We start from the raw sequence: 11745 nt of genomic DNA, 5'->3' as shown, positions 1-11745 counted from the left end.
GGACTACCAACCCCAAAAACCACGACAGCCCGAACCCTGATGGGTTCGGGCTGTCGCCGATGTCTTGCGACATCACAGGGCGGAGGGCGTGGGATTCGAACCCACGAGAACGGGGTTGTCCCGCTCCAACGGTTTTCAAGACCGTCTCTTTCGGCCGCTCAGACAGCCCTCCCGGCACCGGTCGCCCGGTACCGGAGTGATCTTGCCACGACCGGTGCCCCGAGCACGTCGACCCGCACCACCGGCGGCACATGCCCCGATCCCGCGGAGGCGCTCGTCGTCGACCGCTGGGCAGACCGCCGGGAGGGCGTCACCAGGCTCGCGCGTGCCGCCGCACCAGCTCCGGGCCTGCCGCGCCACCGCGACGGTGCAACGCGACGAGCACCAGCGCGCACTGCTGCGCGTCGGCCGCGGCGTCGTGGTGGGCGTGCGGGGCGAGGCGCAGCGCGCGGGAGACCTCCGGCAGCCGGTAGGACGGCAGGTCGAGCACCGACCGCGCGGTGTCACGGGTGCAGAGCCACGTCGAGCGCGGCACGCGCAACCCGAGAGCCTGGTTCGCCTGCGTCAGCACCGAGCGGTCGAACGCCGCGTTGTGCGCCACGAGCTCGTCAGTGCCCGCGAACTCCGCCACCGCCGCGTAGACCCGGTCCCAGGTCGGCGCGCCCTCGACGTCGCTCTCCCGGATCCCGTGCACGCCCACGTTGATCGGGGTGAACGTGCCGTGGCCCGGCGGCGGCTGCACCAGGGTGCTCATCGTGTCCACGACCACGCCGTCACGGACCTTGACCAGCCCGACCGAGCACACCGAAGCCCGTTTCGGGTTGGCGGTCTCGAAGTCGATCGCCGTGAAGGACATCCGGGAGAGCGCGGCGATCGGCATGCTGCGCATCGTAGGGGCCGGTGCGACCGATGCGTCGGACACCATCGGACGGCCGGGCGCGCACCCGCCACGGCGGGGCGTCACGGCCGGGCGTCAGGACGGAGCGACCGCGTTCGCGGCGATGACCTCCCGGTAGAACCCGAAGCTGTCCTTCGGTGTGCGCTCCTGCGTGTCGAAGTCGACCGCCACGATGCCCCACCGCTGCTGGTACCCCTCGCCCCACTCGAAGTTGTCGAGCAGCGACCACACGTAGTGCGCCTCGAGCGGGACGCCGTCGGCGATCGCGCGGGCGGCCTGCTGGAAGTGCTCGCGCAGGTACGCCGTGCGGTACGGGTCGTCAATGGTCAGCTCGGGGGTCTCGTCGGGGATGCCGTTCTCGGTGATCATCAGCGGGATCGCCGGGTACTCGTCGCGCAGCCGCACCAGCAGGTCGTAGAGGCCCTCGGGCCACAGCTGCTGCCACGACGCGGCGGACGTCGGATGGATCGACACCTGGGAGCCGTCCTTCGCCACCCCGGTGACGCCGTAGTACTGGACGGCCAGCAGGTCCGCCGGCTCGCTGATCGTGGCCAGGTCGCCGTCGAGCACCAGGGCGTCGAACCGGTCACGGTCGGCGGGCACCTGACCGGGCAGCGGGCCGATCGCATCGGCGGGGTACTGACCGGTGAGCACCGCGTCGAGGAACAGCCGGTTCTCGGCGGCGTCCACCCGCGTCGCCGGCTCCTCGGCCCCCGGCTGCGCGTACACCGGCATGAGGTTCAGGGCGATGCCGATCCGACCCGACGTGCCCTGCTCGCGGAACCGCTGGACGGCCAGGCCGTGCGCGAGCAGCTGGTGGTGCACCGCGGCGACGGCCACCTGCGGGTCGCGCAGGCCCGGGGCGTGGCTGCCGTACCAGTGGCCGACGTACGCGTGGGTCTTCGGCTCGTTGATCGTGAACCAGTCGGCATCGGCGTCGGCCAGCGCGTCGAACACGATCGATGCGTAGTCCGCGAACCGTTCCGCGGTGTCCCGCACCGCCCACCCGCCGGCGTCCTGCAGGGCCTGCGGCAGGTCCCAGTGGAACAGCGTGACCGCCGGCCGGATCCCGGCCTCGAGCAACCCGTCCACGAACCGTCGGTACCAGTCGACCCCCAGCTGGTTGACCGGTCCGGAACCGGTCGGCTGGATGCGCGGCCAGGCCACCGAGAACCGGTACGCACCGATGCCCAGCTCGGACATCAGGGCGATGTCCTCCTGCCAGCGTCGGTACCCGTCCGCCCCCGGATCGCCCGTGGCCCCGCCCTTGACCCGACCGGACCGCGCGCAGAACGTGTCCCACACGGACTGCCCCCGCCCGTCCGCCGTGGTCGACCCCTCCACCTGGAACGCCGACGTCGCCGCCCCCCACGTGTAGCCGGTCGGGAAGGTCATCGGTTCCGCCGGCGGCGCCCACGCCACGCTCGGCGACGGACTGCTCACGGCCGCCTGGCCTGACCGCGTGCACCCTCCCAGCAGCACCGCCCCGGCCGCCACCCCACCCAGCAGCACGGTGCGCCGGTCCAGCTCGGGGCCGTCGCGGAACGCGTCGTGCGCGGAGCGGGAGGTGTCGCGCGCTGGACGCGCCGCAGGACGGGACGGGAACACGGGTGCACTCTCCTTCGAGGCCAACGTGCGTGGGAGCGCTCCCCACGACCGACCACCGAGCGTAGCCGCACACCGCGACCGTCGGGTCCGGTCAGCCCACCTCTGCCGCCGCGACCAACCGGCCCGCATCGATCGCCGCCAGCAGCTGCGCGTGATCGGCCACCGTCCGGTCTGCGTACGCCGCCGCGAACTCCGCGAACGCCTCGTCGGCGCGGGTGCCCGACCCCAGGTACGCGGCGATCGCGATCCGGTCCCCCGAGCGCGCGTGCGCCCGCGCCAACGTCCACGCGCACAACCGCACGTACCGAGTCATCGTCGTCGGGTCCAGCTGCTCCACCTCCGCCGAGCCCTTCCAGTCCCGCAGCTGCCGGACGTAGAAGTCACGCTGCACACCGTCCAGCCCCTGCACGGTCTGCCACCCGAGGAAGATGTCGCTCGCCGCCTGCATGAGCCGCTGCCCCTCGACCACCCGACGCCCGTGCGGACCCGGCACCGCACCCGTGTGCTGCTCGAGCACCGACGCCTGCGCCTCCTTGGCCTGCAGGACCAGCGCATCGTCGCCGTCGTCGTCGTCGGCCGTCACCAGCAGGATCCACGCCCGCGTGCCGACGCTGCCGACACCCACGACCTTGCGCGCCATGTCGACCAGGCGGTACCGCGCGATGAGCCGCTGCCGGTCCGACGGCAGGCTCCGGGCGTAGGTCGCGAGCAACTCGTCCATGACGCGGGCCTGGTCATGACGCCCGACCGCCCCCACCAGCTCCTCCGCGGTGCGCACCCACGGCGGGTCCGACACGAAACGACGACGACCGTCGACGACCTGCGTCAACCGTGCCAGTGAGCTGGCGTGATCCCGACCGCGCGCCTTCTCGACCGCACGCCGCCCGTACCGGCGGATACCCGTCTGCTCCGCGGCCTGCTCGACGTCCAGCCGGGCGTACCAGACGTCGATCTCCGTCATCGCCGCGAACCGCAGCATCGCCTCCCGGTAGGCGCGCGCACAGGCCACGACCACCTGACGGCGGGCGGCATCGTCGAAGCCGTTGGCCCGCCCCGCCACCTCGATGCTCGCGACCAGCCGCTGCACGTCCCACTCGAACGGACCCGGTGCGGTCTCGTCGAAGTCGTTCAGGTCGAACAGCATCCGGCGCTCCGGCGAGGCGAACAGGCCGAAGTTGCTCAGGTGCGCGTCGCCGCACAGCTGCACCTCCAGGCCCGAGTGCGGCGACGCCGCCAGGTCCGCCGCCATCACCACGGCCGACCCGCGCAGGAAGGGGAACGCGCCGACGGCCATCCGCGCCGTCCGGATCGGCACCAGCTCGGGCACCCGCGTCACCGCCTGGGCCTCGAGCAGCGCGACCGGGTCACGGTCCGCGGCCGGGCCTGCAAGCACCCCGAGCGACGCACGCGGGTGCTGGTCACGGACGGCCCGCCCGGCGCGCTCCCGCTCGGCCCTGGACCCCCGCGACACCGTCGTCATCCCTGCTCCCACCACCGGTCCGGCCATCCCGGCGACACCACCTCGAGGCCGAACAGCACGCACACCTGTGCCAACAGCGTGTCGTACGTCGCCACCGCGTGCACCTCGGGGTGAGCGACCGCCGCACCCACGTGCAGGGCGTGGAAGGCCGACACCACCCCGGACACCTTGGCCGCCTGCCGCAGCGCCTGGTCGGAGATGCGGACCACCTCGAGCCGGTCGGCGACGTCCTGCGCGACACCGCGCGCATCGAGCCCGCGCGGCCCGGCGATCGCGCGCAGCTCCGTCAACGCCAACGGCGTGGTCACCAGCTCCGACTCGTGGCGCGCCGCCCACGCGAGCCACTCCTCGCGGCACGGTGCACCCTCGAGGTAGCGCGACAGGGCCGAGCCGTCCGCGTAGACCCGCGCACCGGTGGCGCCAGGCAGCGGCTGGGGCTCCGGACCGCTCGCCGCCCCGGGAACCACCGCCTCGGCCCCGACCCCCTCCGGCGACGGCCGCGGACGGGGAAGCACCACCGAAGCCTCGTCCGTCGCCGGCGGTACCGGGGTGCGGGCACGACCGACCCCGCTCACCACGAACGGAGCCGGGCCGGGCACGACGGACACCTCCCCATGATCACCCAGAACGTCGACGGCCGGCCCCCCGAGCGGGAGACCGGCCGTCGACGACCACATCAGGGACGTCAGCGGCCGCGCAGACGCTCCATGGCCAGCTGGACGAGCGAGATCAGGGCCTGCTTGGTCGCAGCACGCGACCGCGCGTCGGTGTAGAGCACCGGCACGTGCGGGGGGATCGCGAGCGCCTCACGCACGTCCTCGAGCTGGTGCTTGGCCACGCCGTCGAAGCAGTTGACGCCCACGACGAACGGGATGCCCCGGCTCTCGAAGTAGTCGACCGCCGGGAAGCACTGGTCGAGCCGGTCGGTGTCGACCAGCACGACGGCACCGATCGCGCCGCGCACCAGGTCGTCCCACATGAACAGGAACCGGTCCTGGCCCGGAGTGCCGAACAGGTACAGCCACAGCGACCCGGGCAGGGCGATGCGACCGAAGTCCATCGCGACCGTGGTGGTCGACTTGCGGTCGGACACGCCACCGGCGTCGTCGACACCGAGGGAGTGCTCGGTCATCGCTGCCTCGGTGTTGAGGGGCTCGATGTCCGAGATGGAACCGATGAAGGTCGTCTTGCCGACGGCGAAGCCGCCCGCGACGACGATCTTCACGACGGTGGGGGCGACGCTTCCCGCGGTTCCGGCCGGAGCGGCCACCGCGGCGTCAGAGGGCGGAAATGCCATTGAGAACACTCTCCAGCACGCTCAGGGACAGGGCGGGGGACTCACCGGTGTTGACCTCGACCGGCTGCGACGTGTGCACACGGACGAACTGCTGCTCCGCCAGGTCGGACACGAGGATCCGGACCACCCCGAGGGGCAGGTGGAGAAGCGCCGACAGCTCCGCGACGGAGATGTAGGTGCTCGCGGCGTGGTGGAGGATCGCCCGCTTCTCAGGCGGCAGACCCTGGCTCGTGACGGCACCCGGCATCATCTCGACCAGCGCCTCGAGAGGCAGGTCCGAGCGTGCCGAGCGCACGCGGCCACCGGTCACGGCGTACGGCCGGACCGTCCTGGCCTCGTACTCGATGTGCTCGCTCATCGGGGCCTACGCAACCGGTGCCCGGGTCGCGCCGTCGACGGGCAGCTGGCCGCGCATCTCGGAGATGAGCTGCGGGGTCAGCGTCGCCTCGGTGCGAGAGACGAGCATCGCCATCTCGTAGCCGATGAGCCCGACGTCGCAGGACGACTCGGCCACGACGGCGAGGACGGAGCCGTTGGAGACGCTCATCAGGAAGAGGAACAAGTTGTCCATCTCGACGATCGCCTGGCGCACCTCCCCCGCACGAAGCTGGCGGGCGGCGCCACGGGTCAAGCTCGAGATGCCGGACACGATCGCGGCGAGCTGGTCGCCACTGGTCCGGTCGAGCTGCTCCGACATCGCCATGAGCAGACCGTCGGCCGACACCACGAGCGTGTGGCGAGTGCCGGGCACGGTCCGGACGAAGTTGTCCAGGAGCCAGCCGAAGTTGGCTGCCTCGGTGCTGAGCGCGGTCACACTTCCTCCTTGCAGGTGCAGTCCGAGAACTGCGGGTCGGCCGTCACCATGTCGGGGACGATGTGTTCGGGTTGGCAGGCGCCTGGGGGCCGCCGACGGTGCCGTCGGTGCCGTCGGAACCGGGGGTCGCCTCACGGCGGCCCCGCGACGTCCCGGACTGGAAGCTGGACAGCCGCGAACGCAGCTGTACGGCATCGCGCTGCACGGGCTTGCTCTCGTCGACCGCGGCCGTCGACGCCGGGACGGCGACGGGGACACGGCGGGTGAGCCGCTCGGACGAGGCCATGGCGCTCGGCCGGTACGCGGACAGCTGGCTGAGCTCGGAGAGAGCCTGCTCCTGGATGTCGGAGCGGAGCGCCAGCATGGCCGCGACCTCGTCGTCCAGCGTGCCGATCCGCGGTGCGGTCGACGGCTGCTGGACGGCACGGGGCTCGACCGGCAGCGGCTGCGGTGCGGCCTGCGCCGGGTTGGCGGTCCGCTCCGTCGTCGCCCAGCCGCCGAAGGGCGAGGCCGCAGGGGCGGGTGCCGGGGTGAACGGCTGCGGCGAGGCTGCCGCAGGGGCACCCCAGCCGCCCGTACGGGCCCAGCCGGCGTCGGGTGCGGCCGCAGGCGCGTCGTTGTTCCACGCCGAGGTGCGGGGAGGCGCAGCCTCAGGGGCCGACGGGTGCGGCACCGCGGGGGTCGCCACGACGGGCGTCGGGGTGGAGTCCGACTTGCGTCGGCCGAACAGGCCGAACAGCTTGCGCGGACGGTCACCGTCGGCACCCTCGGCGTCGTGCGCCCCCGGTGCCGACTGCGACCACGAGGACGGGGCCGGCGGCTGCGACGCGAACGGCTGCTGCGGGGCCGGTGCCTGCGGGGCGAACGGTTGCTGCGCGGCGGGCGGCGTCTGCGGGGCAAACGGCGCGGGTGCGGCAGGCGCCGAAGCCACGGTCGGCGCAGGTGCCGCGAACCGCGACGGGTCGGGCGTGACCGCCTCGTGCGCCTCGACCGGCGAGAACATCTGCGTCGGCGACTCGGTGTCCGCGAACGGGTGCGCGTCGGGGGCCAGCGTGGGCCACGACGGCGCCGGCGGCGCGGCGGAACCCTGCACGGGCGCCCAGATCGGAGCCTGCGGGTCCCAGCCGGGTGCCGCCGCGGCGGCGGGCTCGGGCGTGTAGGGCTGCGGAGCCGGAGCCGGAGCCGCCTGCTGCGGGGCCGGCGCAGGCTGCTGCGGAGCGAAGGGCTGCGCGTCGCGCACGACGGGCTCGGGAGCGTACGCCTGCGGCGCGGGGGCGGCCTCGGGCGCTGCTGCGGCCTGCTCGGGCTGCGTCGACCACGTCGGCGTCTGCCAGGTCGGCGGCTCCCAGGTGGGCGCCTGCCAGGTCGGGGTCTCCCACGACGGGGCGGCGGCGCTCGGCTCGGCGGCGGGCTCCACAGCGGGCTCCGGGACGACCGGGATCGCCCCGGTGTGCCAGGCGCGCGCCTCGTCCAGGGTGGGCTCGAACGCGACGGCCTCGAACCGCTCCTGGGCGACCGGCTCGGCGGGAGTCGGCTGCTCGACGGGTGCCGTCCAGCCGGCGTAGCCGCTGTAGGACGTGAAGGACGGCGCAGCGGGCTCCTCGACCACGGGCTCCGCCCACGCGGCGGGCTGCTCGTCCGCGACCGGCGCACCCCACGCAGCAGGCTGCTCGTCGGCGACCGGCGCACCCCACGCAGCAGGCTGCTCGTCGGCGACCGGCGCACCCCACGCGGCAGGCTGCTCGTCCGCGACCGGCGCACCCCACGCAGCGGGCTGCTCGTCGGCGACCGGCGCACCCCACGCGGCAGGCTGCTCGTTCACGACGGGCGCGGGCCAGGCGGCGGGCTGCTCGGCGACCGGGGCACCCCAGGCGGCGGGCTGCTCGGGCTCGGGTGCGGCGGGCGCCCAGTCGTCATCGGCCTCGAGGGAGGGGACGACGAAGGAGGCGGGCGGGGTCGCGTGCGCGCCGGCCGGGTCGGCCTGGGGGCGCACGGACTCCTCGGCGTCGTCCGGTGCGAGACCGGGGATGACGAACGAGGGACCGATCGGCTGCTGCGGGTCCGGGCTCTGCGTGTCGGACGGCTGGTCACCCGCGAGCTCCGCCCCGCGGCGGAACCCGGTGAAGAGCCCGGCGCGAGCGGCCGGCGATGCCGGGGCGGGCGTCGACGGCGTCTCGTCGTCGACCGACTGCCAGGCGGTGGTGGCCGCACGGGTGCGGCTCGGCAGACCGGTGCCCAGCGGCGCGGCCACGGGCGGTGCCCACGAGGCCGACTCCGAGGACAGCTCGGGCGAGAGCGTCGGCGCCTGCGCGACGGGCAGGACGATGTTGTCCTCGTCGAACGTCTTGCGCGAACGCGTCGGCAGACCGGAGTTGCCGGCAGGCACCACGGCCTGCGCCTCGGTGTCCGGACCGCCGTCGTCGCGGCCACGGCGGCGCGGCAGGCCGAGCGAGGTCGTCCCGGCGGTCAGCGCCGCCAGGTCGACGGGCTCGGCCGTGGGTGCCTCGGCGAGGGCCTGGGCCTGCACGCTCGCCGGGGCGCCCGTGCCGTACTGGGGTGCCTCGGTGAGGGAGAACAGCGTGGAGGGGAAGCGGACGAAGGTCTCGGTGCCGGTGCCCTGCGAGCTCTTGCGCAACTGCACCTGGGCGCCGAGGCGTCCGGCGATGCGGCCGACCACGAACAGGCCCAGGCGCTGCGCGCCGAGGGCGTCGGAGGCGGACGTCGAGGCGATCTTGATGTTCGCGGCCTCGAGCTCGCTGTCGGTCATGCCCAGACCGTGGTCGAGGATCCGCACGACGACCTTGTCGCCGACGATGCCCGTGGTGACCACGACGGGGGTCTCCGGCTCGGAGAAGATCGTGGCGTTCTCGAGCAGCTCGGCGAGCAGGTGGGCGGCACCCAGGGCGTTGAAGCCCAGCATGTGCGGGTCGACCTGCAGGTCGAGCTCGACCCGGTCGTACTGCTCGATCTCGGACGAGGCGGTACGGATCACGTCGGACAGCGGCATGGCGTCGCGCAGGCGGCGTCCGGAGTCGATGCCGGCGAGGACGAGCAGCGACTCGGCGTTGCGTCGCATTCGCGTGGCGAGGTGGTCGAGGCGGAACAGGTTCGCCAGCGTGCTCGGGTCTTCCTCGGCACGCTCGAGGGAGTCGATGAACGACAGCTGGCGGTTGAGCAGCACCTGGTCGCGACGGGCGACGTTGACGAACATCTCCGCAATCGAGCCACGCAGGGCGGCCTGCTCCTGGGCCACCTGGACGGTGGTCGAGTTCACCGCGTTGAAGGCGGCGGCCAGTCGGCCGACCTCGTCGGAGGACTCCACCGGGATGAGCGGGAGCTCGATGTCCGGGCCCTCACCGGGGGTGGCCACCTGCTCGACCAGTCGGGGCAGCTCCTCGCGGACCTCGCCGGCGGCCGCGGTCAGGCGCCGCAGCGGGACGACGATGCCTCGGGAGACCACGAAGGCGAAGAACAGCGACAGGGCGGCAGCAGCACCGGCGAGCCCGGCGTTGATCCACGCACCACGGGTGGCCGCGTCGGCGTTGGCGTCACCGATGACCTCACCGGCTGCCAGCACCTGGTCGGTGAGGTCGCTCAGGGCGGTGGTCTGGTCGATGACCTCGGTGCGCCACAGGGCCGGGTCGACCATCGCGGCGCTCTCGGGGTTGCCCTGCTGCAGCAGCGTGCGCATGCGGGTGAACGCCGAGGTGGGGAACTTCGTCGGGAAGACCAGGCTCTCGTCGCCGAGCGCCTGCACGGCCTGGCGGGCGGACGCACGACCGAGCTCGGTGGTGGTCGCCTGGTCGGTGAACGCGGTGATCGTGGCAGGCGACCCGGCCTTGGTGGCCACGATGCGGGCGCCGCCGATCAGCTCGAGGACGAGGCTGTCGATGGTCTGGCCCAGCTCGCTGTACGCACCGACGTAGCGCGCCAGCTCGCGGTCGTCGAGGTTCTCCGCGATCAGCTGCACCAGGTACATCTGCGAGTTGATGATGTTGGAGTACCCGCGCTCGATGATCGCGGTCTGCGAGTCGATGTCGACGGAGCGGCGGGCGCTGGGCAGGGTGTTGGCGAACATCTCCTGCGTGACCAGGAACTGGTCGACGATGACCTTGGGGTACTGGTCGAGGTCCATCGCGCCGGTCTTGCCGCGGGTCGCCGCGAGCAGCTCGTCGGTCGCGGCACGCGCCTCGGTGATCGAGGCGTCATCCCCGCCGGTCAGCGAGAGCGCACGTTCGGTCTCGATCGCCTGGGCCAGGGGGAGGTAGGCGCGGGCGACCTCCACGATCTCGACGGCCGCGCGAGCGGTGCGGGCGTCGGTCAACGCCAGGTTCGTGATGAACGCGCCGAGTCCGAGCAGGACGACCATGGGCACGGCGAGGACCGCCAGAACCTTGGCGCGAATGCCAAGCCGTCGCAGCATGTCGATCCTTTCCTTCGGCCGGCGCGGGGGCCGCAGGCCGGTCTGCACCGCGCAGAGCCTTCCCGGTGGTGCCGTGGGCGCCCCGTTCGGACGTCATCGGCTCCTGGGCGGTGGAGCATTAGCCCGCCGCAGAGTTTGCCATGGACCTCACCCGCTCCGATACGCCCGTCCAGGACGGGTTCGCGGCCTAGTGTCGAGGTCATGCGTGCTGTGGTGGTCCCCGCACCGGGTCCGGCAGGGGTGCTGCGGGTCGAGGAGGTCCCCGATCCGGTGCCCGGTCCGGGTGAGCTGCTGGTCGCCGTGAGGGCTGCGGGCGTGAACCGGGCCGACCTGCTGCAACGCGCCGGGCACTACCCGTCGCCGCCCGGCGCACCACCGTGGCCAGGCCTGGAGGTGGCCGGTCGCGTGCTCGCGGTCGGCCCGGACGACGGGGCCGCACGCCCGGCCGGCGAGCCGTGGCGGCCCGGGGACCGCGTCGCCGCGCTGCTGGCGGGCGGCGGGTACGCCGAGCAGGTCGTGGTCCCGGCCGCGCTGGCGCTGCGGGTGCCCGACGACCTGCCGGACACCGCGGCTGCCGCCCTGCCGGAGGCGCTGGCCACGGTCGTGTCGAACCTGCGCGCCGCGCACGCGGTCGCCTGCGAGACGCTGCTGGTCCGTGGCGGGTCGGGCGGGGTGGGCTCGGTGGCGGTGCCTCTGGCCCGCGCGTTCGGGATGCGGGTGCTGGCCACGGCCGGCGGGCCCGACCGGGTCGCACGCGTCGAGGCCCTGGGTGCGCACGTGGCGTTCGACCACCGGGCGGAGGACCTCGTCGCGCAGGTGCTGGCAGCCACGGAGGGTCGCGGCGTCGACGTGGTGCTGGACGTGCTCGGCGCCGGCGGGTTGGCGGACAACCTCGCGATGCTGGCCGACGACGGTCGGCTCGTGGTCATCGGGTTGCAGCGCGGCCGGCGGGCGGAGCTGGACCTCGGCGTGCTGCTGGCCCGCCGGGCGAGCGTGATCGGCACCACCCTGCGTTCGCGTCCGGCGGCGCAGAAGGCCGCGATCATGGCAGACGTGCGCGAGCACGCGTGGCCGCTCGTCGTCGACGGTTCCGTGCGTCCCGTGGTGCACGCCGTCTACCCGTTCGCGCAGGCCGGGGAGGCGCACCGTGAGCTCGAGAGCGGGGCGGTGCTCGGCAAGGTGGTGCTGGTCCCCTGAGCGGCACGATCGGCCGCGGCGCGTGCGC

General features: G+C 73.6%; 9 protein-coding genes and 1 tRNA gene. 1 reads left to right on the top strand and 9 read right to left on the bottom strand.

Features of this window, described 5'->3' with window-relative positions; all coding sequences use genetic code 11:
• Window positions 1-80: 80 nt before the first annotated feature.
• The 9 genes from ACTHAM_RS02480 to ACTHAM_RS02440 all read right to left on the bottom strand — a co-directional run bounded on the left by ACTHAM_RS02480 (window position 81) and on the right by ACTHAM_RS02440 (window position 10520).
• Window positions 81-172: transfer RNA gene (locus ACTHAM_RS02480), tRNA-Ser, on the bottom strand.
• Between the two features lie 138 nt (window positions 173-310).
• Window positions 311-880, bottom strand: coding sequence for an exonuclease domain-containing protein (locus ACTHAM_RS02475; protein ID WP_440684175.1), 570 nt, complete (start codon window positions 878-880; stop codon window positions 311-313).
• Between the two features lie 93 nt (window positions 881-973).
• Complete coding sequence (locus ACTHAM_RS02470; protein ID WP_440684174.1) at window positions 974-2506, bottom strand: GH1 family beta-glucosidase; 1533 nt, start codon at window positions 2504-2506, stop codon at window positions 974-976.
• 91 nt (window positions 2507-2597) lie between these two features.
• Window positions 2598-3986 carry a DUF2252 domain-containing protein gene (locus tag ACTHAM_RS02465; RefSeq protein ID WP_440684173.1) on the bottom strand — a complete coding sequence of 463 codons (1389 nt, stop codon included), beginning with the start codon at window positions 3984-3986 and terminating at the stop codon, window positions 2598-2600.
• On the bottom strand, window positions 3983-4594 hold the full coding sequence (locus ACTHAM_RS02460) for a type II toxin-antitoxin system VapC family toxin (RefSeq protein WP_440684172.1): 612 nt from the start codon (window positions 4592-4594) through the stop codon (window positions 3983-3985). Before ACTHAM_RS02460 ends, ACTHAM_RS02465 begins: the two co-directional genes overlap by 4 nt.
• A gap of 77 nt (window positions 4595-4671) precedes the next feature.
• Window positions 4672-5283 (bottom strand): GTP-binding protein, encoded by a 612-nt coding sequence (locus tag ACTHAM_RS02455; RefSeq protein WP_440684171.1) that lies wholly within the window; start codon window positions 5281-5283, stop codon window positions 4672-4674.
• A complete protein-coding gene (locus ACTHAM_RS02450) occupies window positions 5264-5641 on the bottom strand; it encodes a DUF742 domain-containing protein (RefSeq protein WP_440684170.1) in 378 nt (125 codons plus the stop codon). The genes ACTHAM_RS02455 and ACTHAM_RS02450 overlap by 20 nt, the downstream gene beginning before the upstream one ends.
• 6 nt (window positions 5642-5647) lie before the next feature.
• Entirely contained in the window at window positions 5648-6097 is a 450-nt protein-coding gene (locus ACTHAM_RS02445; protein WP_146952641.1) for a roadblock/LC7 domain-containing protein, read from the bottom strand.
• Window positions 6098-6140: 43 nt separating this feature from the next.
• The gene (locus ACTHAM_RS02440) at window positions 6141-10520 is read right to left on the bottom strand and encodes a nitrate- and nitrite sensing domain-containing protein (RefSeq protein WP_440684169.1); all 4380 of its coding nucleotides are present in this window, start codon (window positions 10518-10520) and stop codon (window positions 6141-6143) included.
• Window positions 10521-10721: 201 nt separating this feature from the next.
• Between ACTHAM_RS02440 and ACTHAM_RS02435 the strand changes: the two genes are divergently transcribed.
• Window positions 10722-11717, top strand: coding sequence for an NAD(P)H-quinone oxidoreductase (locus ACTHAM_RS02435; RefSeq protein ID WP_440684168.1), 996 nt, complete (start codon window positions 10722-10724; stop codon window positions 11715-11717).
• Window positions 11718-11745: the final 28 nt, after the last annotated feature.

Origin of the sequence: Cellulomonas soli (assembly GCF_052036975.1) — a bacterium.
Lineage (GTDB): Bacteria > Actinomycetota > Actinomycetes > Actinomycetales > Cellulomonadaceae > Cellulomonas > Cellulomonas soli_A.
The sequence above is the reverse complement of the archived record's forward strand: the minus strand, read 5'-3'. Positions and strand labels throughout refer to the sequence as shown.

Coding starts and splice junctions, on each gene's coding strand:
- ACTHAM_RS02475 (WP_440684175.1), bottom strand. CDS start 880: ATGCCGATCGCCGCGCTCTCCCGGATGTCCTTCACGGCGATCGACTTC.
- ACTHAM_RS02465 (WP_440684173.1), bottom strand. CDS start 3,986: ATGACGACGGTGTCGCGGGGGTCCAGGGCCGAGCGGGAGCGCGCCGGG.
- ACTHAM_RS02455 (WP_440684171.1), bottom strand. CDS start 5,283: ATGGCATTTCCGCCCTCTGACGCCGCGGTGGCCGCTCCGGCCGGAACC.
- ACTHAM_RS02450 (WP_440684170.1), bottom strand. CDS start 5,641: ATGAGCGAGCACATCGAGTACGAGGCCAGGACGGTCCGGCCGTACGCC.
- ACTHAM_RS02440 (WP_440684169.1), bottom strand. CDS start 10,520: ATGCTGCGACGGCTTGGCATTCGCGCCAAGGTTCTGGCGGTCCTCGCC.
- ACTHAM_RS02435 (WP_440684168.1), top strand. CDS start 10,722: ATGCGTGCTGTGGTGGTCCCCGCACCGGGTCCGGCAGGGGTGCTGCGG.